This is a genomic window from Achromobacter sp. SIMBA_011 (assembly GCF_046535435.1).
GTDB classification, from domain to species: Bacteria; Pseudomonadota; Gammaproteobacteria; order Burkholderiales; family Burkholderiaceae_B; genus Achromobacter; species Achromobacter dolens.
Genome location: NZ_JAWRWN010000001.1, coordinates 1,493,459 through 1,516,306, shown reverse-complemented (window position 1 = coordinate 1,516,306; position 22,848 = coordinate 1,493,459). Strand labels below are relative to the sequence as shown.

Genomic DNA, 22,848 nt, shown 5'->3' with positions numbered 1-22,848 from the left:
CAATCCTGCTTTGTGCAGGTGCGACATATCGTCGCACCCCCACCTGCCCCGCGAAGCCCTCTCCCGCCTGGGAAAACCCTTAAGCAGGGGCCTTGGGGGCAAAAGCCGGCTGGGCAATGCGACCATTCGTCGCACGCTTGACCCAGGTCAAACCGATAGGATGGACGTTGCTGCCTAGCAGCATTCCAGTCTGCTGCTCCGCAGCATTTCCCACCTTCCATCCAAGGCTGTACGTGAAACACCCCCTCCTTGCGACCCTTACGCGCATTTTTGGCGTCGGCGCGGTCATGCTGCTTGGCGGCTGCAACATGGAAATCCTCTCCCCCAAGGGAGACATTGGCGCTCAGGAAAAGACCCTGCTGTTCACGGCAACCGGTCTGATGCTCCTGGTGGTGATCCCGGTCATCATCATGATCCTGACGTTTGCCTGGAAATACCGCGCATCCAATACCAAAGCCGACTACCAGCCCAAGTGGGCCCACTCCACGGCGATCGAAGTCGTGGTCTGGACCGTGCCATGTATCATCGTGGCGATCCTCGCCGTGATCACCTGGCGCTCCACGCACGCGCTCGATCCCTACAAGCCGCTCGTCTCCGAGCACAAGCCGGTCACCATCGAGGTGGTGTCGCTGGATTGGAAGTGGCTGTTCATCTACCCCGAGTACGACATCGCCACGGTCAACGAGATCGCTTTCCCGGTCGACGTCCCGGTCAATTTCCGGATCACCTCGGCCTCGGTCATGAACTCGTTCTTCATCCCCCAGCTGGGCAGCCAGATCTACTCGATGGCCGGCATGGAGACCAAGCTGCACCTGAACGCGCGCGAACCCGGCACCTACGCCGGCATCTCGGCCAACTACAGCGGCGCCGGCTTCTCCGGCATGCGCTTCAAGGCCATCGCCACGTCGCAGGAAGGCTTCGACAACTGGGTCAAGGAAGCCAAGGCTTCCGGCACCGCGCTGACTCCGGCGGTGTACCAGGAATTGACCAAGCGCAGCGAACACAACCCGGTCGCCAAGTACGCCTCGGTGCCGCCGTCCATGTTCGACTACATCCTGGGCAGCACCATGTCCAAGATGGCCGGCGTCGACGACGCCACGTGCACCCCCACGTCGAATAATCTTGTCGCAGGATTGACTCAATAATGCTCGGGAAACTCACCCTCGAGGCCATTCCGTACCATGAACCCATCGTCATGGTCACGCTGGCCGCCGTGTGCCTGGGAGGCCTAGCGGTCTTCGGCGCCATCACCTACTTCCGCAAGTGGAAGTACCTCTGGACGGAATGGCTCACCTCCGTCGACCACAAGCGCATCGGCGTGATGTACATCATCGTCGCGCTGATCATGCTGCTGCGCGGCTTCGCCGACGCCATCATGATGCGTACCCAGTTGGCCGTCGCCTCGGCCGACTCCGCCGGCTTCCTGCCGCCGCACCACTACGACCAGATCTTCACCGCCCACGGCGTCATCATGATTTTCTTCATGGCGATGCCCTTCATCACCGGGCTGATGAACATCGTGGTGCCGCTGCAGATCGGCGCCCGCGACGTGGCCTACCCGTTCCTGAACTCGCTGAGCTTCTGGCTGTTCGGCGCCGGCGTCGCGCTGATGATGATCTCGCTGTTCGTCGGTGAATTCGCCGCGACCGGCTGGCTCGCCTATCCGCCGCTGTCCGGGCTCGACTACAGCCCAAGCGTCGGGGTGGATTACTACATCTGGGCGCTGCAGATCTCCGGGCTGGGAACAACACTCAGCGGCATCAACTTCATCGTGACCATCCTGCGCATGCGCGCGCCGGGCATGACCCTGATGAAGATGCCGATCTTCACCTGGACCTCGCTGGTCACCAACGTCCTGATCGTGGCCGCCTTCCCGGTGCTGGCCGCCACGCTGGCGCTGCTGACGATGGACCGCTACCTGGGCACGCACTTCTTCACGAACGACATGGGCGGCAACGTCATGATGTACGTGAACCTGATCTGGATCTGGGGCCACCCCGAGGTCTACATCCTGGTGCTGCCGGCCTTCGGCGTGTACTCCGAAGTGGTCGCCACGTTCGCCCGCAAGACCCTGTTCGGCTACAAGTCCATGGTCTACGCCACGGCCGCCATCGGCGTGCTGTCGTTCCTGGTCTGGCTGCACCACTTCTTCACCATGGGCGCGGGGGCCAACGTCAACGCGTTCTTCGGCATCGCCACGATGATCATCTCGATCCCGACGGGCGCGAAGATCTTCAACTGGCTGTTCACCATCTACCGCGGCCGCCTGCGCATCACCACGCCGGTGCTGTGGACGCTGGGCTTCATGCTGGTGTTCGTCATCGGCGGCATGACCGGCGTGATGCTGGCCATCCCCGGCGTGTCGTTCGTGCTGCACAACAGCCTGTTCCTGATCGCCCACTTCCACAACACCATCATCGGTGGCGTGGTGTTCGGTTGCATCGCCGGCATGACCTACTGGTTCCCCAAGGCCTTCGGCTTCAAGCTGAACGAACGCCTGGGCCGCTACTCGTTCTACTGCTGGTTCGTCGGCTTCTTCCTGGCCTTCATGCCCCTGTACATCCTGGGCTTCAAGGGCATGACGCGTCGCCTGAACCACTACGACAACCCCGAATGGCAGCCGTACCTGCTGGTCGCCCTGGCCGGCGCCGCGCTGATCATGCTGGGCATCTGGTTCCTGCTGCAGCAAGTGTTCGTGTCCGTGCGCCAGCGCAAGCAGAACCAGGACATCACCGGCGATCCCTGGGATGGCCGCACCCTGGAATGGTCGATCTCGTCGCCCGCGCCTTTCTACAACTTCGCCCACGTTCCTCACGTCGATGAACTGGACCAGTTCTGGGAAGACAAGCAGAACGGCAAGGCCTACAAGCGCCCGGCCAAGTACGAAGACATCCACATGCCGAAGAACACCGCCGCCGGCGTCTTCATCGGCGCGTTCGGCCTGGTCATGTGCTTTGCCCTGATCTGGCACATCTGGTGGCTGTCGATCGTCGGTTTCGTCGGCATGATCGGTTCGTTCATCGTCCGCGCCTATGACCGCGACGTCGACTACTGGGTCCCGGCCGCGGAAGTCGAACGCATCGAAAACGCCCACTTTGAAAAAATGCAGAAGGCCGCCTGAGCCATGATTCAAGCCGTAGCCACTCACCCCCACGCGGGTCACGACGATCACGCGCACCATGACGATGGATCCAAGACCGTTTTCGGTTTCTGGGTCTACCTCATGAGCGACTTGCTGATCTTTTCGGTGCTGTTCGCGACGTTCGCGGTGCTGGCCAACGCCACCGCGGGCGGCCCCACCGGCAAGGAACTGTTCGACCTGAAGTTCGTCCTGGTCGAAACCCTGCTGCTGCTGTTCTCGAGCTTCACCTTCGGCATGGCCAACCTGAACGTCCACGCCAACAACAAGAGCCGCGCAATCGGCTGGTTGATGGTCACGTTCCTGTTCGGCGCGGGCTTCATCGCGATGGAAGTCTATGAATTCCATCACCTGATCACCGAAGGCGCGGGCCCCGGCCGCAGCGCCTACCTGTCGGCGTTCTTCACGCTGATCGGCACGCACGGCCTGCACGTGACGTTCGGCCTGATCTGGATCGTCGTCATGATCGACATGATCCGCCGCCATGGCCTGGACTCGATCAACAAGCGTCGCCTGGCGTGCCTGAGCCTGTTCTGGCACTTCCTGGACATCGTCTGGATCTGCGTCTTCACCTTCGTCTATCTTCTGGGAGCCCTCTGATGTCGCACTCCGCTGCGGCCGCACACGGCCACGACGATCACGCCGCCGACCACGGCAGCCTGAAGTCCTACATCATCGGTTTCGTGCTCTCGCTCCTGCTCACCTTCGGCTCGTTCGGCCTGGTGATGAGCGGCGCGTTGTCCCACACCATCACCATCATCGGCGTGGTGGCGCTGTGCGTGCTCCAGTTGCTGGTGCAACTGGTGTACTTCCTGCACATGGGCGCATCGAAATCGGCCCGCGACAACCTGGCCACGTTCGTCTTCACCGTGATGATCATCGCCATCATCGTCGGGGGTTCGGCCTGGGTGCTGTACAACATGAACGTCAACATGGGCCACGCCATGTAAGACCCGTCATCCAATGACGACAGACAGGCGCCGCGAGGCGCCTGTTTTTTTGGAAGGCCGTCACGCTATCGGGACGGCTTTTTTTGCGCCCTGCCGCGGCCGCGGTCCATGGCGAAACGCGGCGCTGCCTTCTCCGGCATGGCCGCGCGGCGCCACCGCCCGCTTTCCGCGCAGCGGCCCGTCCCGCTTCCCCGCAGGGTTGATGCCGCGCAGGCCCGCCTTCTGGCGCTCGTTATATATTCAAGCTTATAGCGAAATCCCCCAATCACCGCCGCGAACCGCCCATGGATGCCATCCTGATCGCCGCCCCCACCGCCCGGGATATCGATGCCCTGGCCTGTACGCTGTTGGCGCATGCGCCGCCCGATCAGCCCGATGCGCGCTTTTTCGCCACGGTGATCGGCAAGAGCCTGGCGCACCGCGACCTGGCCCGTACCGGCCTGCCTCCCGCCGAATTGGCGGGGGTGCTGGCCAGCCTGTTTCCCGGCGCGCAGGCTGGCTCGGGCGCGGCGCTTGCCGCCCTGCGAGCGCAATGGCTCGCGTACGCGGCGCGCGGCCTGGCCAGCCCCCAATCGGATTTCACCCGCCTGCTGCGTGTGCTGCTCGACGCCTGCAGCGGACCGGCCGCGACCACGCCCTGGGTCACCAGCGTGCTGGCGCACGCCTGCCTGCGTCCGGACCACCTGTGGCGCGACTTGGGCCTGAGCGGCCGCGAGGACGTCACCGCCCTGCTGACGCGGCATTACCCGGGATTGGTGGCGCGCAACACCGGCAACCTGCGTTGGAAGAAATTCCTGGCGTACTCCGCCTTCGCGCATGCCGGGCTGCCGGCGCAGGCCGCGCCCGGGTGCGCCCATTGCGAAGACCACGGCCTCTGCTATGGCACGGGTGGGCAGCGCTAAGGCGCCGACACCCGCCGGCCCAAGGCCAGCCAGGTCAGTACCAGGTTGCCTTGACCAGGACCTGGGTGTTGTATTTGCCGGTCACCAGTCCGATCGTGGGTTCGCGCTCCAGGTGCGCGGTGTACCCCTGCGCGACCGACGTCGTATTCATCAGCGGCGCGGCGATGTTGTTCACCGACAGGGAAATAGGCATGCCCAGCCGATCGACGAACAGCGTGCCAAACTGAACGTTACTGCCGGCGGCATTGGTGATACGCAGCTTCAACCCGTTTTCCTTGCCGTCGGTATTTTTCAGGTAAATCGTTTGCAGCATGGGATCCATGCGCTCGCCGCCCTGCGGCTCGAAAGACACCGCCAGAGGCAGATGGAAAACGTCGTTTGGATTGGCGCCCGCGGGCCTGGTCAATGAACCCAGGTTGGGGCATGCCGGGTTGACACGCGTGATCACCTGGAAGGGTTTGGACTGCGGCAGCTTGCCGTTGTAGGTGACGGTGTTGAGCACCGTATCGAAGGGCACGACGCTATCCACGGCAAGATCGCCAATGCACCGCGGCACATATTGGAAACGCGTTGCGGAAGTCGTGATGAAAATCCCCGGATCGGCGACGCCCCAGGAATCGTTGATCAGCTTGAAGGCGGTGGTCGACGGCATGAATACGCGCAACGGACTGGTGATCTGCCTGTCCACGATCAGCAGCATCGTGACGGTCAGGGTCCGCTCGCCGGTATCTTGGGCATATGGGTCGCCGAATGCATACCCTTCAGCGCCGCCCGGGATCATTGGGTCGGGATTCCAGAACTTGTTGACGTCGCCGTTGATGATGAGGTCCAGCCGGACGCCAGTGTCTCGCAGCGCTTGCCTGATGATGGCGAAGTCGCCTAGCGACCGCAACTCCACCTGGCTCTGGTTGATGCCGGGTCGGTTCCGGTAGCAGCGATAGTTGAATTCGTAGACGCGGCTTCGGTAGAGCCACTCGCCGTTGATCAACTGCCTGTCCAGATCGAACGTGACCGACGGCGGAATTTCCAATCGGACCGCGTTGGCGCCTGCCGGCGAAAAGCAGCCGTTGGCAGGGTGAGCCTGGCCGTAGGCGAACGCCGGCATCAACGCGATCGCCATCAATACCCGCGCCAGCGCCCGTCTGGCCCTCTGCTGCCATTGCACGATTCTCGACTCCGCCTATCCAAAATGACCTACGGATTCTATCTGTGGCGGTCGCGGCGTCGATGCGGGCATGGTCTGACATTTCAGGCGATGCCCGCCCGTGGCCGACCCGCGGCGTCCGGGCTGTCAGAAGCGATACGTTGCCCCCACCCCCAGGCCAACGCCGCGTCCCGGCGCCGGCTCGTAGTAGCGGCCATTGCTCTCGTTGACGATGACCGACCCGGCATAGCGTCGGTCGAACAGGTTGTCGATCCGCGCGTAGGCGCTCAACGCCCACGGCCCCACCTGCTTGACGTAGCCGGTGGACAGCGCGGCCACCACATAGCCCGGAGCCACCGCGTCATTGGCGTCGTCGGCGTACAGGCGGCTCAGGTAGCGGGCCTCGATGCCGGCCTGCCAGCCCTGCGGCGGCGTCCAGGCCAGCGAGGCATAGGCCGACTGCCCGGCAATGCCGGGAATCCGGTTGCCGGCGCGGATGGCGCCGCCGCCATCGTCGCGGTAGCGGGCATCGAGCCAGGTGTAGGCCAGTTGCGCCCGCCAGTGGCCGGCAAAGCGGTTGGACCAGCCCAGTTCCACGCCGTCGCGGCGCGTGCGTCCGGCATTGCGGAAGGTGGCGCGGCCGCCCGTGCTGCCGGCCGCGACGATCTCGTCATCGGTCGATACGCGGAACACGGCCGCGGTCAGTTGGCCGCCAGCCAGATCGGTCTTGGCGCCGACCTCGACGTGGGCGCCGAGCGCTGGCGCCAGCGCGAAATTCAGGCCCGGCTGGCCGCCGGGCCGGTACGACAGCTCGTTGAGCGTCGGGGTCTCGAAGCCGCGCCCATACGAGGCGTACAGCGAGGTCCGCGGATCGGCCTGGTAGCGCACCGCGGCCACCGGCAGCGCGCGGCGATAGCGTGCGCTGCCGCTGTCATCGCCATTGCCCGGCGCGAGGTAATGATCGCGCGAGCGGAACGCCACCGTGCTGTAGCGCAGGCCGGCATCCAGCGTCCAGCGCGGCGCCGCGCGCCATGACGCCTGCAGATAGGGGTCGGCGTTGTAGACCGTGTTGGTTTCATCGCGCCGCAATGCGCCTCGCACGCCAAGCTGGCGGCTGGCGCCGTCCCCCACGTAGTTCTGGTAGCCCTGGCGGTTCTCGCGCAGGGTGTCGTACGAGAAGCCGCCGACCAGCGTCAGCGGCCGCGCCGCCGGCCCCAGTTCCGAGGTCCAGCGCAGGTCGGCCCCGCCATAGCGCCGGCGCAGGTCGATCACGCCGCCCGCCTGCGTCGGCGCCGCCTGCGCCGCGGGCGGGATGGCCTGGAACTGGGTGGTGTCGCGCTGGCCGTAGTACAGCATCAGGCGCAGCGTGTTGGCGCCGTCGACGTGGCGTTCGTAGACCAGCCCGCCCTGGGTCTGGCGCACGGTCTTGCGGGTGTCGTACTGCGCCGCCAGCTCGGCGCTACGCGGCGCGTCCTGGAACTGCGCGTACGTCAGGCCGAGCGGATCCCGGGCCGTCAGGTCGACGCTGTTGGCCACGATCGTCAGGCGACTGGCGTCGTCCAGTTGCACGCCCAGCTTGGCATTGCCCAGGTTCTTGCGCGCGGCGCTGTGGTCGCGGTAGCCGTCGGTGGTCATGCGCGACAGGTCGAGCACGTAGTCCATGTCGCCGGACGTGCCCGAGGCCTTGGCCCCATAGCGCCAGGTGCGGTCGGGGCCGGCCCAGGCCGAGGCGCCGATTTCGGCGGGCACGGCGCCGTCTTCGGTGTAGGCCAGGATCACCCCGCCGGACGAGTTGCCGTACAGCGCCGAGAACGGTCCGCGCAGCACCTCCACCCGATCGAGCGAGCCGATGTCGATATTGGAGGTCTGGCCCTGGCCATCCGGCATGGTTGCCGGGATGCCGTCCACGTACAGCCGCACGCCGCGCACGCCGAAGGTGGAACGCGCGCCAAAGCCACGGCTGGATATCTGCAGGTCCTGCGCGTAGTTCTGGCGGTTCTGGATCTGCAGGCCGGGCACGCCCGCCAGGCCTTCGGACAAGTTGATGCCCGGCTGGCCGCGCCGCATCGCCGCGCCCTCCACGATGTCGACCGAAGCCGGGGTTTCCCACGGCGGCGTGCCGATCCGCGTGCCGGTTACCGCTACGGGCGCCAGTTGCTGCGGCGTCTGCGATTGGGCGAGCGCCGTCACGGCTGGCGCCATGCCGAGCAGGCCATGCAGGAAGGAGCTGGCCAGGCCGCCGGGCCGGCGTCGTTGCTTCGCCAATCGAAAACCCCGCTGAAGGACCATGGCCCCGAGCCTCGCACAGGATGCCTTCAATGTCGATACGTCCGGGCCAGGGAACCCGCGCGGGGAATGGGTTCTAATAGCGCCATGGAAAACTCGCAAGACATCGAACGCCGGCTGCTGGACCTGGAAGTCAAGGCCAGTTTCGCCGACGACCTGCTGGAACAGTTGAACCAGATCATCGTGCGCCAGCAACAACAGATCGACCGCCTGCAACGCGAGGTGGCCGACCTGCGCCAGCAGGCGCCCGAGGGCGCGGCGCCGTTCCGCAGCCTGCGCGACGAACTGCCGCCGCACTACTGACCCCGGCCGCTCCAGGGCGCCCGGTCGCTCCCGTCTGCCCCACCACCCGCCACAACTCGCCCGGCCAGCCCGGGTCGCCTGCCGCCTGTTGCGGGCTTCGTGGCATCGCCACGACGGCCGTGCCATTCCCCCTGCTCCACGCCGCGCCCCAACGAGGGGTTGTGCCGGCTATCGTTGCCATTGATGGCGACTAATTGCTCGAAATTACTCATTCCTTCCATTTATGGAAAAATCTTTTACCGATATACGGGTTTATCCCTAGTGATATCCGGCGCACTATGGAGCCATCGGGAAACAACAACGAACTACGACGGATAGGCCGCCGATTCGCTCCCTGGCTTCTGAAATCGGAGATTCACCATGAAAAAGACCCTTGCCACCGCTTTGCTGATGTCCCTGGCCGCCCTGAGCGCCGGCGCCTCTGCCTCGCAGAACATCGAACCGAACAACGTGCCTTTCCAAGGCGTCTACGGCACGCCGTATGAAGGCCCGACCCGCGCCCAGGTGCAGGCCGAGCTGGCCGCCGCCAAGGCCGCCGGCCAGGTCTCGAACGTCGAACCCAACGACATGCCGTTCCAGGGCGTGTATGGCGCGCCCCAGTCGGGCGTGACCCGCGCCCAGGTGGAAGCCGAACTGGCCACCGCCAAGGCCGCCGGCCAGGTCTCGAACGTCGAACCCAACGACCTGCCGTTCTCGGGCGCCTACCACCGCGTCAACTGAGCACGGCCTGACGATTTACCCCTCCCCTTGTTGTACCTTGGCCGCCCCTGCCGGGCGGCCTTTTTTGCGTGTGCGCAAGCCGCGCCCCCTGGCCGCGGACGAATGGAGACAAGACGCCGACGCTTCGCGTACCATCGGACCTGACCATCAATGGGCCGCCCGCGCGGCCCTGACAACAACGAGGGAGTCCGCAATGAAAACCATCCGTCTCATCGCTTTCGCACTCGCCGCCGGCGTCACCGCCGGCCCGGTCCTGGCGGCGCCCGCCGTCATGCTGAACAATGCCCTCATCACCCAGATTTCCAAGGCCGACAAGCCGGCTTTCCACGAGGCGGTGGCGCAAGCGCTGAACAGCGCCGCCGACGGCCAGAGCGTGAACTGGTCCAGCACTCCCAAGCGCAAGGCCGCGCCGATCACGGCCAAGATCACGCCGCTGCAGACCAGCACGGCGGGCGAGCGCACCTGCCGCCTGCTGGAAGGCGATTTCGCGCGCACCAGCACCACCGAAACCTGGAAGTTCTGGTTCTGCAAGCAACCCGACGGCACCTGGAAGGCCAGCGCCAACTGAGTCATGGGGCCGGCTTTGCCGGCCCCATGAGCGCTTTCGTCGCGCCACGCCTTCGGCGGGCGCGCCCCCTCCCGTAGCCCGCCATCCCGAGCCCGATCGCCGTAAAAAAACGCCCGCGTCATCATGCGATGAGACGGGCGTTTTGCGATGCGGTCGGGCGCGACCGCGTGGCGATCAGCTTTCGACGCGGTTGGCGTCCAGCACCGTCAGGGCCGTCATGTTGATGATGCGGCGCACGGTCGAGCTGGAGGTCAGGATGTGCACCGGCGCGTTGGCGCCCAGCAGGATCGGGCCCACCGCCACGTTGCCGCCGGCCGCCGTCTTGAGCAGGTTGTAGGCGATGTTGCCGGCGTCCACGTTCGGGCACACCAGCAGGTTGGCCTCGCCCTTGAGCGTCGAGGACGGCAGGATGCGCAGGCGCAGCGCCTCGTCCAGCGCGCAGTCGCCGTGCATCTCGCCGTCGATCTCCAGTTCCGGCGCGGCTTCGCGCACCAGTTCCAGCGCGCGCCGCATCTTGGCGCCCGAGGCCGAGCTGCCCGAACCGAAGTTCGAGCGCGACAGCAGCGCCACCTTGGGCGCCAGAAACATGCGGCCCACTTCGCGGGCGGCGGCGATGGTGAATTCGGCGATCTGCTCGGCCGTCGGCTCATCGTTGACGTGCGTATCCACCAGCACCACCGTGCGCTCGTTGAGCAGCAGGATGTTCATGGCGGCGTAGACGTTGGCGCCGGGGCGGCGGCCGATCACTTCGTCGACGAAACGCAGGTGGTCGTGATAGGCGCCGACCGTGCCGCAGACCATGCCGTCGGCATCGCCCAGGTGCACCATCATCGCGCCGATCAGGGTCAGGCGGCGGCGCATTTCCACGCGCGCCATTTCCTTGGTGATGCCGCGGCGGCACATCAGTTCCCAGTAGGTGGTCCAGTACTGGTGGAAGCGCTCGTCGTATTCGGGGTTGGTGACCTCGACGTCCTCGCCCAGGCGCAGCCGCAGGCCGAACTTCTCGATGCGCGACAGCAGCACGGCGGGACGGCCCACCAGGATCGGTCGGGCGACGCCTTCGTCGACGATGACCTGCACCGCGCGCAGCACGCGTTCGTCCTCGCCCTCGGTGAAGACGATGCGCGACTTGCCGCCGTTGCGCACGATGCGCTTGGCCGCCGAGAACAGCGGCTTCATGAAGGCGCCGGAGTGGTAGACGAACTGCTGCAACTGCTCTTCGTAGGCTTCCAGGTCGGCCAGCGGGCGCGTGGCCACGCCGCCTTCCATGGCGGCCTTGGCCACCGCCGGCGCGATGCGCACGATCAGGCGCGGATCGAACGGCTTGGGAATCAGGTACTCGGGGCCGAACGAGATGTCGTAGGTGCCATAGGCGGCCGCCACCACTTCGTTCTGCTCTTCCTCGGCCAGTTCGGCGATGGCATAGACCGCCGCCTTTTCCATCTCGCGCGTGATGGTGGTGGCGCCCACATCCAGCGCGCCGCGGAAGATGTACGGGAAGCACAGCACGTTGTTGACCTGGTTCGGGTAGTCCGAACGGCCCGTCGCCATGACGACGTCGTCGCGCACGCCGTGCGCCACTTCCGGCAGGATTTCCGGCGTGGGATTGGCCAGCGCCAGGATCAGCGGGCGCGGGCCCATCTTGGCGACCATCTCGGGCTTGAGCACGCCGCCGGCCGACAGGCCCAGGAACACGTCCGCGCCCTCGATCACTTCGGCCAGCTTGCGGGCGTCGGTCTTCTGCGTGAAGCGCGCCTTGTCCGGATCCATCAGGGTGGTGCGGCCTTCGTAGACCACGCCCTCGATGTCGGTGACCCAGATGTTCTCCAGCGGCAGGCCCAGGTCCACCATCAGGTCCAGGCAGGCCAGCGCGGCCGCGCCGGCGCCGGACGTGACCACCTTGACCTTGTCGATCTGCTTGCCCACGACCTTCAGGCCGTTGATGAAGGCGGCGGAAACGGTGATGGCGGTGCCGTGCTGGTCGTCATGGAAGACGGGGATCTTCATGCGTTCGCGCAGCTTGCGCTCGACGGTGAAGCATTCCGGCGCCTTGATGTCTTCCAGGTTGATGCCGCCGAAGGTCGGCTCCAGGCCGGCGATGATCTCGACCAGCTTGTCCGGGTCGGTTTCGTTGATCTCGATGTCGAACACGTCCAGGCCGGCGAACTTCTTGAACAGCACCGCCTTGCCTTCCATCACCGGCTTGGAGGCCAGCGCGCCGATGTTGCCCAGGCCCAGCACCGCGGTGCCGTTGGAGATCACGCCGACCAGGTTGCCCCGGCCGGTGAAGCGAAACACGTTGGCCGGGTCCGCCACGATTTCTTCGCAAGCCGCCGCCACGCCGGGCGAATACGCCAGGGCCAGGTCACGCTGGTTGGTGAGCGGCTTGGACGCCACGACGGAGATCTTTCCCGGGGTGGGAAACTCGTGGTAATCCAGAGCGGCCTGGCGGTCTGCTTGCGAATTCATGGGGCGGCGCCTCCTAGTCTATGACAGGGAAAATTCTAGGGCCGCAGGCATAAGGTGTTCATTCAGATTTAATATTGTCACATCACTTTTATCTTATGCCTTGTCTATGACACCGTTTTCCCCGGACGAGGTGCTCCGGAAGCTGACCTCGCGGCTGAAGATGCGCCACCTGATGCTGCTGCTGCAGATCGAGCAGCACGGCTCGCTGACCCGCGTGGCCGAGCACATGGCCACCAGCCAGCCGGCCGTGACCAACGCGCTGGCCGAACTGGAGAGCATGTTCGACGTGCCGCTGTTCGACCGCTCGGTGCGCGGCATGACCCCCACGCCCCTGGGCGCGGTGGTGCTGGCCCGGGCCCGGGCGCTGGTGCACGACCTGGGCCACCTGGTGCAGGAAATGGAGGCGGTGGCCGCCGGCCAGGCCGCCCACCTGCATGTCGGGGTGATTCCATTCGTCTCGGGACAGGTGCTGTCGGCGGCCATCGCCCGCACCCTGCCGCAGGGGCGCGGCATCACCGCCACCATCCACGAAGGCCAGGGCCCCGCGCTGCTGCGCCAGTTGCGCGACCACACGCTCGACGTGGTGGTGGGTTGGGCCACGCCGTCGGTGGACCTGCGCCAGATCGACTTCGAGGTGCTGTACCACCAGCCGCCGCGCCTGATCGCCAGCCGCCGCCTGGCGGCGCGACTGGGCCGCGCCCGGCTGGAGTGGAACATGCTGGCCGACCTGGACTGGATCCTGGGCACGCCGGACAGCCCGATCCGCGAGCAGGTGGCCGACATTTTCCTGCGCGCCGGGCTGGCGCCGCCCACGCCCTCGGTGCAGAGCGATTCGTCCAAGCTGATCGGCGAGATGATCGTCGCCAGCGACCGCGCCGTGTCCATCCTGCCGGCCGACATCGCCGATGAACTGGTGCGCATCGCCGGGGCGGCGATCGTGCCGTATTCTTTCGACTGGACCTTGCCGCCGATTTCGCTGTTCACCCGCGCCGACGGCCTGCGCCGCAACGTCGACGCCCTGTTCGCGGCGGCGCTGCGCGAGGTCTTCAGCCGCGGCGGGCGAGCCTGATCCCGCCCCCCCACCGGAGCCATGCCATGCCCGCCAGCCAGTTCGTCATGTCGCGCAGCGTCCTCGCCGGCGTGCAGGCGGTGGCCGCGCGCAGCGGCAGGGCATTCGCGCGGCATACGCACGATCAATACGGCATCGGCGTGATGCGCCATGGCGCGCAGGCGTCGCACAGCGGCCGCGGCCGGGTCGAGGCCGGGCCGGGCCAGGTCATCACCGTCAATCCCGGCGAGGTGCACGACGGCGCGCCCATCGGCGGCGAACGCGCCTGGCAGATGCTGTACCTGGATCCCGCGGTGGTGGCGGACGCGGCCGACGCGCTGCCGGCCGCCAGCGGCTTTGAATTCGAACATCCAGTGATGGACGCGCCGGCGTTGGCGGTGGACCTGCTGGCGCTGTATGCGCTGGCCGTGGGCGGCGGCGACGCGCTGGCGCGCGACGTCTTGCTGGCGCGCGTGCTGGCGCGCGCCGGCGGCCTGGCGCGGGCCGAGCCGGCCGCTGGCGGCGCGTCCGCCGCCATCCGCCATGCGCTCGCCCTGATCGACGACGCGCCCGCCGCCGCCCTGTCGCTGGCCGACCTGGCCCGCGCCTGCGGCCTGAGCCGCTTCCAGGTGCTGCGCGGCTTCAGCCGCGCCACCGGCATGACGCCGCACGCCTACCAGGTGCAGCGCCGTCTGCTGCTGGCGCGCCGCCTTTTGCGCCACGGCATGGCGCTGGCCGATGCGGCGGCCAGCGCGGGCTTTGCCGACCAGAGCCACATGACGCGGCTGTTCACGCGCGCCTACGGCGTATCGCCCGGCCGCTACGCGCTGGCCGTCGCCGGCTGAATCCGCGCCGCGCAATTTCGTTCAAGACCGCGGCGGCCGTCAACGCCTACGCTGCGGCCTTCTCCGTCATTGCCGCAGCCTCATGAACCGTACCCTGCAAGGCTATTGCTGCCTGGCCGCCGCGATGGCGCTGGTCGGCAGCACCGTCGTCGCCAGCAAGATCATCGCCGCCGGCCTGCCGCCGTTCAGCGCCACCGCGCTGCGCTTCGCCATGGCGCTGCCCTGTTTCGCCCTGCTGTGGAAGCTGGCCGGCGCGCGCCTGCCACGCCTGGCCTGGCACGACTGGCTGCTGCTGGCGGCGCAGGCCATCGCCGGCAGCGTCGGCTACACCACGTTGCTGATCGCCGGCCTGCAACGCACGTCGGCGGTGGATGGCGGCGTGATCCTCGGCACGCTGCCGCTGGTGTCGGCCGGCATTGCCATCGCCCTGCTGGGCGAGCGGCCCGGCAAGGCCACGCTGCTGGCCATCGCGGTGGCGGCGGCTGGCGTCTGGCTGATGACGCGCAGCGGCGGGGCCCAGGATGGCGGCACCCTGGCGGGCAACGCGCTGGTGCTGGGCGCGGTGCTTTGCGAGGGCTTGTTCATCCTCCTGCATAAGCGGCTGCGGGCGCCGGTGCCGCCGCTGGCGCTGTCCACGCTGATGACCGCCATCGGCCTGGCGGTGTGCCTGCCGGCGGCCGTCGCCGAAGCGCCGTGGATGCGGCCGCTGCCCGCGGATGCGCTGCTGGCCGTGGCTTATTACGCGTTGGTCCCGACCGTGGGCGGCTTCGTGCTCTGGTACGCCGGCGCCGAGCGCGTCAGCGGCTCGGAAGCCGCGCTATTCACGGCAATCGCGCCAGTGTCAGCCGTCCTGCTGGCCGCGTTGCTGCTGGGCGAAGCGCTGTCGGCCGGCCAGTTGACCGGCATGGCCTGCGTGCTGGGCGCAGCGCTGGCGCTGGCCCGCGCGCGCTAGCCGCGGCTGAACGCCAGCGCGAATTCGTCGGAGAAGATGTCAGCCAGCGATACCCGCAAGGCGGCGGCCCGCTCCGCGCCGTAGGCGGCCTCGAAACGGCGTTGCGCGTCTTTCCACAGGCGCTTGGATTCGGCCAGTTTGTCGCGGCCAGCCTCGGTCAGCGCCACGCGACGGCTGCGGCCGTCGCGCTCGTCGCGCGCCATGTGGACGTAGCCATCGCGCTCGAGCGGCTTGAGATTGTGCGCCAGCGCGGAGCGATCCAGCACCATCGCGCGCGCCAGGTCGGTCATGGACGGCGCGCCGGCGCGCGCGATGTGCACCAGGATCGAGTGTTGCGACACTTTCAGGCCGCAGGGCGCGAGCACCGTGTCGTACAACTGCGAGACGCGCCGGGTCGCCTTGCGCAGCGCGGCGCCGTTGCAGACCAGCGGGTCCGGGGGGATGGAGGGGGAATCGACGTCGGACATGATGGCTTCGGACGGCAGGTGAAAAGGGTACGCAACGGCGGGGCGGTCCGGCTGGGCGGCCGCCGCAGGCCGCCCATAACGCTACTGCCCCGCCGGATTCCAGTCTAGCGCAATCTTGACATATATTGGCATATGCACGTAAATTTTGCGGACTTCTCCTCCGCCCCCCCCCCCGCCATGCCCGCCTCTCCCGCGCCCCGCCCCGCCAATGCCCGCCTGCAGGCCATGCTGCACGCGCCGATCGCCTCGACGCTGGCCCGGCTGGCGTGGCCCAACATCCTGATGATGCTGGCGCAGTCCGCCACCGGCCTGATCGAGACCTGGTTCCTGGCGCGGCTGGGCACCCCGGTGCTGGCCGGCGTGGCGCTGGTGGTGCCGGTGCTGATGCTGATGCAGAACATGTCGCAGGGCGCCATGGGCGGCGGCATCTCGGCCGCGGTCGCCCGTACCCTGGGCGCCGGGCGGCAGCAGGAAGCCGATCAGTTGGTGCTGCACGCGGTGGTGCTGAATGCGGCGCTGGGCCTGCTGTTCTGCGTGTTGCTGCTGGCGTTCGGACCGCGGTTGTACCGCGCCCTGGGCGCCGAGGGCGCGGCGCTGGAGGCGGCGCTGGCCTATTCCAACGTCATCTTCGGCGGCATCGTGCTGATGTGGCTGATGAACGCGTTCGCCAGCGTCATCCGCGGCACCGGCAACATGCTGGTGCCGGGCGCGGTGATCTGCGGCGGCGCGCTGCTGCTGGTGCCGCTGTCGCCGTGCCTGATCTTCGGCTGGGGGCCGTTCCCCGCGCTGGGCGTGGCCGGCGGCGGCTGGGCGCTGGTCACCTACTACGCCGTCGGCACGCTGGTGCTGGGCGGCTATTGCCTGAGCGGCCGCAACGCCGCGCGCCTGACCCGCTGCCGCCTGCACCTGGGCCTGATGCGCAACATCCTCAGCGTCGGCGCGCTGGCCACGCTCAACCCCCTGCTCACCAATGGCCTGGTGGCGCTGACGGCGGCGCTGGTGGGCGCCTATGCCGGCACCGCCGCGGTGGCCGGCTACGGCATCGCGGTGCGGCTGGAATACCTGATGATGCCGCTGGCGTTCGGCCTGGGCGCGCCGATGGTCGCGATGGTCGGCTCCAACATCGGCGCCGGCCAGCCGGAACGCGCCCTGCGCGTGGCGCTCACGGGCGGCGCGATGGCGTTTGCGCTGGCCGAGGCGCTCGGCCTGGCCGCGGCGCTGTTTCCCGAAGTGTGGCTGCGCCTGTTCGGCGCCGAGGACCACATGCTCGAGGCCGGCAGCGCCTATCTGCGCATCGTCGGTCCGGTGTACGGCTTCTTCGCGCTGGGATTCTCGATGTACTTCGCCTCGCAGGGCGCGGGCCGCCTGAAATGGCCGCTGTGGGCCGGCTTCCTGCGCCTGGCGGTGGGCGCGGGCGTCGGCGGCGCGGCGCTGCACCTGACCGGATCGCTGACGCTGTTCTTCCTGATCGCCGCGGCCGCCATGTGCCTGTATGGCCTGGTCATCCTGACCGCCGTGGCGTCCGGTTCATGGTTCGAGCGGGGACATCTGCGCAAGCCCGGGCTCGCGCAACGCTGAGCGCGCGCGGGACCGCCTCATGCCAAAACGAATCTCGCGCCGGCCCTGTCAGGCCTTGGGCGCGTCGCGCAGCGCGTACGCCACCAACTGCTGCGCATAGGCCGGCAGCTCGCCGCGCACACACAGCACCAGGTCGCGCACGGCCCAGTCGTCGACCAGCGCCACCCGCCGCACGCCGGCCGCGCGGCCGTAGCGCACCGCGGCCACCTTCGGCATGATGGCGATGCCCACGCCCTGCCCCACCATGCGGCAGACGGCGTCGAAGCTGCGCAGCCGCACGCGGTACGACAGCGCCTTGCCGCCGCGGCGCGCATGGTGCGCGATGTGCTCCTGCAACGCGCTGCCCTCCACCAGCCCCACGAACTCCTCGTCCGCCACGTCGGCCAGCAGCGCCGTCGCGTGGCCCGCCAGCCGATGGCCTGGCGGCAGCACCAGCGCCAGCGGATCATGGCGAAAGCGCAGCACCCGCAGGCCTTGCAGATCCGTGGAATCGGCCAGCACGCCGATGTCGCAGGTGCCGGCGCGCAGGGCGTCGGCGATTTCGTAGCTGAGGCGCTCTTCAAGGTCGACCGAGACGCGCGGGTGGTCCTTGAGGAATGCGCCCAGCACCTGCGGCAGGTACTCGCTGAGCGCGGTGGTGTTGCACAGCACCCGCACGTGGCCCTTGAGCCCCTGACCGTAGTGGTCCAGCTCGCCGCGCATGCGGTCCATCTGCGCCAGCACCAGCCGCGCGTGATGCGCCAGCGTGCGGCCGGCGGGCGTGGCCTGCACGCCGCGATGCTCGCGCAGCAGCAGCGGCACGCCCAGCGTCTCCTCCATGCCGCGGATGCGTTCGCTGGCGGACGCCAGCGTCATGTGCGAACGACGGGCGCCCGCCGTGATGGAGCCGGCTTCCTGCACATTGAGGAAGAGCCGCAGATCGGTCAGGTCGAAGCGCATGCGAAAAGCGTAGCACGCCAGACTCAGGCTGCTCCATAGGCAGGCTCAGCGAGATCCCGATATGGATTCACCCCCTGCCGCGCGCAGAATCTGGCTGTCGATCATCCATCAAGGGGAATATCCATGACTCCCTCCTTCGCGCGGCGCGTTGCCGCGGTCGGGCCAGCCGCGCTGCTGCTTGCCTTGGCGCTGCATTCCTCAGGCCGGGCCGAAGCCAATAACGGTCTGTCGGCCTATGCCACGCCAGCGCAGAAATACGCCCTGGCTCTGGAAGCGCAGACCCTGGGCGACTATCCCGCCATGCTGACGTGGCTGCGGGCCGCGGCGCGCGAAGGCCATGCGCCGGCGCAGCGCATGCTCGGCATCGCCCTGGTCGGCGGCCCCGCGCTGTATGGCGCCGGCCAGCCCGCCGATCTGTGCGAAGGCCGCCAGTGGCTGCTGCGCGCCGCCAGCCAGGGCGGGGCCGACGACGTCGCCTATGCCCTGTTCGGCCGGCCGCGCGACCCGCTCACCGCGCATTGCGAGGCCGCATGAACCTGCACGAACTGTCCGGCATCGCCACGCCGGCGCTGCTGACGGCGACCGCCGCCGTGTTCGTCCTGGCCGGCGTGGTCAAGGGCGTGGTGGGACTGGGCCTGCCGACCATCTCCATGGCCATGCTGGCGCTGGTGATGGCGCCGGCCCAGGCCGCCGCGCTGCTGATCGTGCCGTCGCTCATCACCAATCTCTGGCAGGCGCGGCCATGGCCGACGCTGACGCGGGTGCTGCGGCGCATCGGCGCGATGCAGCTCGGCGTGTGCGTGGGCACGATCGGCGGCGCGCTGTGGCTGGGCGCGCCGGCCGGCCACTGGGCCAGCGTCTGCCTGGGCGTCGCCCTGGTGGTCTACGCGGCCTGGGGATTGTTTGGCAAGCCGCCCGCGGTGCCGGCCCGCCACGAAGGCACGCTTGGGGTGGCGGTGGGCGTGGTCACCGGCGTCATCACCGCGGCCACCGGCGTCTTCGTGATTCCCGCCGTGCCGTATCTACAGGCGCTGAACCTGGGCAAGGACGGACTGATCCAGGCCATGGGCATTTCGTTCACGGTCTCGACCGTCGCGCTGGCGGCGGGCCTGTGGTTGACCGGCAGCTACAGCCCTGGCGCGGCCGGCGCCTCGGTGTTGATGCTGTTGCCGGCGCTGGCCGGCATGGCATTGGGACAATGGTTGCGCGACCGGCTGTCGCCGCGCGTCTTCAGGCAATGTTTCATGGTGAGCCTGGCGCTGCTGGGCGCCTACCAGGCGGCGCAGGGCCTGACCGGGTAGGCGGCCCCGCTCGCGCTCAGGCCGCCATGCGCCGCTCGTCGACGAAGCCGATCGACACGGACATCTCGCGCCAGCGCGCCAGCTCCTGCTGCACAGACTGGATCTTGCCGCGCGCTTGGTCGAAGGCGTCGCGCCCCAGGAACAGGTGCAGCGGCGCATACTGCGCGTCGGCCGCCTGGATCAGCGCGCGCGCCGCCTTGGCCGGATCGCCGGCGGCGGGATGCCCCGCCGCAGCGGCCTGTCCCGCTTCGGAATGGCCGCCGATCTCCTCCGCCCCCGCCCGCATCGCGCCGGGGTACACCAGCGACACCCGCACGCCGTGCGGCGCGGCTTCCAATGCCAGCGCCTCGGTCAGGCCGCTGACGGCGAACTTGGCGGCGCTGTAGGCGCCCCAGCCGGCGCGGCCGCCATCGAAACCGAGGATCGACGAAATATTGAAGACGTGCCCCGCGCGCTGGGCGCGCAGGCGCGGCATCACCGCGCGCACCACATTCAACACGCCGAAGACGTTGATGTCGAAACTGCCGCGCAACGCCTCGTCGGACAGCGCTTCGAGCGGCCCGGACAGCCCCCGGCCGGCGTGATTGACCACCACGTCGATGCGGCCGAACGCGGCGATGGCGCTGTCGACCGCCCGGCGCACGTTGCCTTCATCGGCCAGATTCACTTCGAGCGGCAGGAAACGGCCCTCGAGCTTGGCGCCCACCGCCTCCATCAATACATCCACGTCGTCCGCCGTCGCCGCGACGTAGCCCCCCTGATCGAGCAGCATCCTGACCAGCGCCAGACCCAGGCCGCCCGCGGCGCCTGTGACAAACCAGATTTTTTCGGTGCTCATGCGATCTCCCTCTGCTTGCAGCCACCGGCAACAGGCCGGTGACCCGCCGTCGTCCATGGATTCACACGGAAACCATGGACCCCGGGCGTGAGAGGGATATTAAGAATCGCGTGGTGGAGCGTACAGGCTCGTTCTTGCGTGAAACCTGCCTATTTCTACAGCCTTGCGTCTCAGCCCAGCGCGCTGCGGTAGTGCTCGCTGTCGAAGCGCGGCGAGGTGTCGGCGGGCGGCGCCTCGGCCGGGGCGGCGGCCGCGGGCGCGGCAGCGGCGTCGACACCGAAGAGGGAGAGTTCAGCGGTGACCAGTGCAAGCAGGAAATTTGCCATGATGATTCCTTTGATTCAGATGCCCGGACCGGCGGCGGCTGCGCCGGTCTTATAGAAGACATGGGCACCATCGTGCGGGACGCGGCGCCACGCGTCCATTTGGTTTACTCAATCAAGGCCATTGAAACAACGCAAGCCCGCGGCTCAACGCGCGAACCGGCGCCGCTGCCCGGTCTCGCGCACGGCCGCGACCAGGGCCCGCACCGCCGGCTCGGCCGAGCGTGCAAAGGCATAGAAGCGCGCGTTCGGGAGCGGCGGCATGCCGTCCTCGCGCGCCAGGGCGCGCAGGCCCTGGCGCAACTGGCTGCGCGCCACCGGCGCCACCGCGAAGCCGGCCTGCGCCGCGGCCAGGCAACCCGCCATGCTGGCGCTTTCGAACGCCGGCAGCCAGGCGCGCCGCGCCTTGCCCAACGCCGCGATCGCGGCCTCGCGGTAGACGCAGGGATCCGGAAACACCGCCAGCGGCACGCGCTCGCCCGGCTTCCACGGCTTGTCCTCGCTCCAGGCCCACACCAGTTCTTCTTCCCACAACAGTTCGCCGTCATCATGCACGCGGGCGCAGCGCTTGCCGAACACCACGTCGAGCTTGCCGCGTTCCTGCTGACGCAGCAGGTCGGTCGTGACGCCCACCTTCAACTCGATCGACGCGCCGGGGTGCGCGCGGTGGAACGCCTGCAGCACTTCGGGCAGCCAGGCGCCGGCGAAATCCTCGGACGAACCGATGCGCAACCGTCCCTTCAGGCCGGCGCCGCGCAGGCGGGCGCGGGCCTCGCGCTCGAGATCGACGATGTTGCGCGCGTAGGCGTAGAGGGTCTCGCCCGCCGCGGTCAGCTCGAAGCTGCGGGTGGTGCGTTCCAGCAGCACGGCGCCGGCCGTCGACTCCAGGCGCTTGATGTGGCCGCTGACCGCCGACGGCGTCAACGCCAGGGCATCGGCCGCCAGCGCGAACCCGCCATGGTCGACGACCTCCAGGAACGTGCGCAACAGGGTCAGGTCCAGCACCGCGCCGACCGGCGCCGCAGGGGTGTCCATGGGCGACTCCTAAATACGTGATTCATTGATAATAACCTCACATTATTCACTAATCGTGATTTCCGGCGCCGCTATCGTAGCCTTTCCCGATACCGCAAGGACGCACGACCATGACCGCCTACGCCACCCTCCGCACCCCCCGGCTGGAAATCGCCTATCTGGAATGGAATCCCGGCGGCGCGCGCGCCGCCGTACTGCTGCACGGCTGGCCCGACAGCCCCGAATGCTGGCGCCCGGTGGCGCAGCGCCTGGCGGCCGAGGGCTACCGCGTGCTGTGCCCGGCGCTGCGCGGCTTCGGCCCGACCCGCTTTCTGGACGCGGCGACGCCGCGCAGCGGCGAGCTGGCCGCGCTGGGCCGCGACGTGCTGGACTTCATCGCCGCGCTCGGCCTGCGCCGGCCGCTGCTGGTCGGCCACGACTGGGGCGCGCGCGCCGCCGCCAATGCCTGCGGCCTGCAACCCGGCGTGGCCTCGCACCTGGCGCTGCTGTCGGTCGGCTACGGCACCAACGATCCCGCGCAGGCCCTGCCGTTGCCGCAGGCGCGCAACTACTGGTACCACTGGTTCATGGCCACGCCGCGCGGCGCGGCGGCCGTGCGCGAGGAGGCTCGCGCCTTCACCCGCTATCTGTGGGACACCTGGTCGCCGCCCGGCTGGTACCAGCCGGACGAATTCGACGAAGCCGCGCGCGCCTTCGACAATCCCGACTGGCCCGCGGTGGTGCTGCACTCGTACCGCCAGCGCTGGGGCTTCGAGGCCGGCGACCCGGCCTACGCCGAGGACAGCGCGCGGCTCACGCCCGCGCCGACACTGGCGCTGCCCACGCTGGTGCTGCACGGCGGCGCGGACACCTGCAACCTGCCGGCGACGTCCGAAGGCCGCGAGCGCTATTTCACCGGAGGCTATGAGCGGCGAGTGCTGGATGGGGTCGGCCATTTTCCGCAACGCGAAGCGCCGCAGGCGGTGGCCGCCGCGCTGCTGAAATTCCACGCGGACTGGCCCGTCGCCGACTGAAGCCCGGGCGCGACGACCGGCAGGAAAA

The 22,848-nt window shown here is 68.2% G+C and carries 23 protein-coding genes; 15 read left to right on the top strand and 8 right to left on the bottom strand.

Features of this window, described 5'->3' with window-relative positions:
• The first annotated feature begins 233 nt into the window (after positions 1-233).
• The 5 genes from cyoA to SB816_RS07005 all read left to right on the top strand — a co-directional run bounded on the left by cyoA (position 234) and on the right by SB816_RS07005 (position 4,991).
• Complete coding sequence (cyoA, locus tag SB816_RS07025; protein ID WP_026384598.1) at positions 234-1,145, top strand: ubiquinol oxidase subunit II; 912 nt, start codon at positions 234-236, stop codon at positions 1,143-1,145.
• Positions 1,145-3,121 (top strand): cytochrome o ubiquinol oxidase subunit I, encoded by a 1,977-nt coding sequence (gene cyoB / locus SB816_RS07020; RefSeq protein WP_020926575.1) that lies wholly within the window; start codon positions 1,145-1,147, stop codon positions 3,119-3,121. Before cyoA ends, cyoB begins: the two co-directional genes overlap by 1 nt.
• Before the next feature lie 3 nt (positions 3,122-3,124).
• On the top strand, positions 3,125-3,739 hold the full coding sequence (gene cyoC, locus SB816_RS07015; protein WP_006387443.1) for a cytochrome o ubiquinol oxidase subunit III: 615 nt from the start codon (positions 3,125-3,127) through the stop codon (positions 3,737-3,739).
• Positions 3,739-4,089 (top strand): cytochrome o ubiquinol oxidase subunit IV, encoded by a 351-nt coding sequence (cyoD, locus tag SB816_RS07010; RefSeq protein WP_006387442.1) that lies wholly within the window; start codon positions 3,739-3,741, stop codon positions 4,087-4,089. The genes cyoC and cyoD overlap by 1 nt, the downstream gene beginning before the upstream one ends.
• A 284-nt stretch (positions 4,090-4,373) precedes the next feature.
• Positions 4,374-4,991, top strand: a complete 618-nt coding sequence (locus tag SB816_RS07005) for a nitrogen fixation protein NifQ (protein WP_410546693.1) — start codon at positions 4,374-4,376, stop codon at positions 4,989-4,991.
• 34 nt (positions 4,992-5,025) lie between these two features.
• Here the strand turns inward: SB816_RS07005 and SB816_RS07000 are convergent, their stop codons facing one another.
• On the bottom strand, positions 5,026-6,156 hold the full coding sequence (locus SB816_RS07000) for a hypothetical protein (protein ID WP_156330695.1): 1,131 nt from the start codon (positions 6,154-6,156) through the stop codon (positions 5,026-5,028).
• A 126-nt stretch (positions 6,157-6,282) separates the two neighbouring features.
• Complete coding sequence (locus SB816_RS06995; protein ID WP_269874445.1) at positions 6,283-8,337, bottom strand: TonB-dependent receptor; 2,055 nt, start codon at positions 8,335-8,337, stop codon at positions 6,283-6,285.
• Positions 8,338-8,508: 171 nt separating this feature from the next.
• Here SB816_RS06995 and SB816_RS06990 point away from each other — a divergent pair, with 171 nt between their 5' ends.
• The 3 genes from SB816_RS06990 (at position 8,509) to SB816_RS06980 (ending at position 10,012) form a co-directional block, all read left to right on the top strand.
• Positions 8,509-8,724, top strand: a complete 216-nt coding sequence (locus SB816_RS06990; protein ID WP_006391018.1) for a SlyX family protein — start codon at positions 8,509-8,511, stop codon at positions 8,722-8,724.
• Between the two features lie 360 nt (positions 8,725-9,084).
• Positions 9,085-9,444, top strand: a complete 360-nt coding sequence (locus SB816_RS06985) for a DUF4148 domain-containing protein (RefSeq protein WP_054500905.1) — start codon at positions 9,085-9,087, stop codon at positions 9,442-9,444.
• Between the two features lie 193 nt (positions 9,445-9,637).
• Positions 9,638-10,012 carry a hypothetical protein gene (locus SB816_RS06980; RefSeq protein WP_064524811.1) on the top strand — a complete coding sequence of 125 codons (375 nt, stop codon included), beginning with the start codon at positions 9,638-9,640 and terminating at the stop codon, positions 10,010-10,012.
• Positions 10,013-10,186: 174 nt separating this feature from the next.
• Here SB816_RS06980 and SB816_RS06975 read toward each other — a convergent pair whose 3' ends face one another.
• Positions 10,187-12,481: an NADP-dependent malic enzyme gene (locus SB816_RS06975; protein ID WP_410546692.1), complete on the bottom strand. Its 2,295-nt coding sequence runs from the start codon at positions 12,479-12,481 to the stop codon at positions 10,187-10,189.
• 106 nt (positions 12,482-12,587) lie between these two features.
• Here SB816_RS06975 and SB816_RS06970 point away from each other — a divergent pair, with 106 nt between their 5' ends.
• From SB816_RS06970 to SB816_RS06960, 3 genes are all read left to right on the top strand, one after another.
• A complete protein-coding gene (locus tag SB816_RS06970; protein ID WP_054500902.1) occupies positions 12,588-13,550 on the top strand; it encodes a LysR substrate-binding domain-containing protein in 963 nt (320 codons plus the stop codon).
• Between the two features lie 26 nt (positions 13,551-13,576).
• Positions 13,577-14,374, top strand: a complete 798-nt coding sequence (locus tag SB816_RS06965) for an AraC family ligand binding domain-containing protein (RefSeq protein WP_410546691.1) — start codon at positions 13,577-13,579, stop codon at positions 14,372-14,374.
• Between the two features lie 82 nt (positions 14,375-14,456).
• The gene (locus SB816_RS06960; protein ID WP_410546690.1) at positions 14,457-15,326 is read left to right on the top strand and encodes a DMT family transporter; all 870 of its coding nucleotides are present in this window, start codon (positions 14,457-14,459) and stop codon (positions 15,324-15,326) included.
• Here the strand turns inward: SB816_RS06960 and SB816_RS06955 are convergent.
• Positions 15,323-15,793 carry a MarR family winged helix-turn-helix transcriptional regulator gene (locus SB816_RS06955; protein WP_054500899.1) on the bottom strand — a complete coding sequence of 157 codons (471 nt, stop codon included), beginning with the start codon at positions 15,791-15,793 and terminating at the stop codon, positions 15,323-15,325. The two genes, SB816_RS06960 and SB816_RS06955, sit on opposite strands and share 4 nt — an antisense overlap.
• A 177-nt stretch (positions 15,794-15,970) precedes the next feature.
• Between SB816_RS06955 and SB816_RS06950 the strand changes: the two genes are divergently transcribed.
• Positions 15,971-17,371 (top strand): MATE family efflux transporter, encoded by a 1,401-nt coding sequence (locus SB816_RS06950; protein WP_410546689.1) that lies wholly within the window; start codon positions 15,971-15,973, stop codon positions 17,369-17,371.
• 48 nt (positions 17,372-17,419) lie between these two features.
• On the opposite strand, the gene SB816_RS06945 is transcribed toward SB816_RS06950, so the two are convergent.
• A complete protein-coding gene (locus SB816_RS06945) occupies positions 17,420-18,310 on the bottom strand; it encodes a LysR substrate-binding domain-containing protein (protein ID WP_054500897.1) in 891 nt (296 codons plus the stop codon).
• Positions 18,311-18,433: 123 nt separating this feature from the next.
• Here SB816_RS06945 and SB816_RS06940 point away from each other — a divergent pair, with 123 nt between their 5' ends.
• Positions 18,434-18,844, top strand: coding sequence for a hypothetical protein (locus tag SB816_RS06940; RefSeq protein WP_064522614.1), 411 nt, complete (start codon positions 18,434-18,436; stop codon positions 18,842-18,844).
• Positions 18,841-19,611, top strand: coding sequence for a sulfite exporter TauE/SafE family protein (locus tag SB816_RS06935; RefSeq protein ID WP_410546688.1), 771 nt, complete (start codon positions 18,841-18,843; stop codon positions 19,609-19,611). The genes SB816_RS06940 and SB816_RS06935 overlap by 4 nt, the downstream gene beginning before the upstream one ends.
• 16 nt (positions 19,612-19,627) lie before the next feature.
• Here the strand turns inward: SB816_RS06935 and SB816_RS06930 are convergent, their stop codons facing one another.
• From SB816_RS06930 to SB816_RS06920, 3 genes are all read right to left on the bottom strand, one after another.
• Positions 19,628-20,449 carry an SDR family NAD(P)-dependent oxidoreductase gene (locus tag SB816_RS06930; protein WP_410546687.1) on the bottom strand — a complete coding sequence of 274 codons (822 nt, stop codon included), beginning with the start codon at positions 20,447-20,449 and terminating at the stop codon, positions 19,628-19,630.
• 170 nt (positions 20,450-20,619) lie between these two features.
• Complete coding sequence (locus tag SB816_RS06925) at positions 20,620-20,775, bottom strand: hypothetical protein (RefSeq protein ID WP_167517638.1); 156 nt, start codon at positions 20,773-20,775, stop codon at positions 20,620-20,622.
• A 144-nt stretch (positions 20,776-20,919) separates the two neighbouring features.
• Positions 20,920-21,807, bottom strand: a complete 888-nt coding sequence (locus SB816_RS06920) for a LysR family transcriptional regulator (RefSeq protein WP_144655400.1) — start codon at positions 21,805-21,807, stop codon at positions 20,920-20,922.
• 110 nt (positions 21,808-21,917) lie between these two features.
• Between SB816_RS06920 and SB816_RS06915 the strand changes: the two genes are divergently transcribed.
• Positions 21,918-22,820, top strand: a complete 903-nt coding sequence (locus tag SB816_RS06915; RefSeq protein ID WP_144655401.1) for an alpha/beta fold hydrolase — start codon at positions 21,918-21,920, stop codon at positions 22,818-22,820.
• The last annotated feature ends 28 nt before the right edge of the window (positions 22,821-22,848 follow it).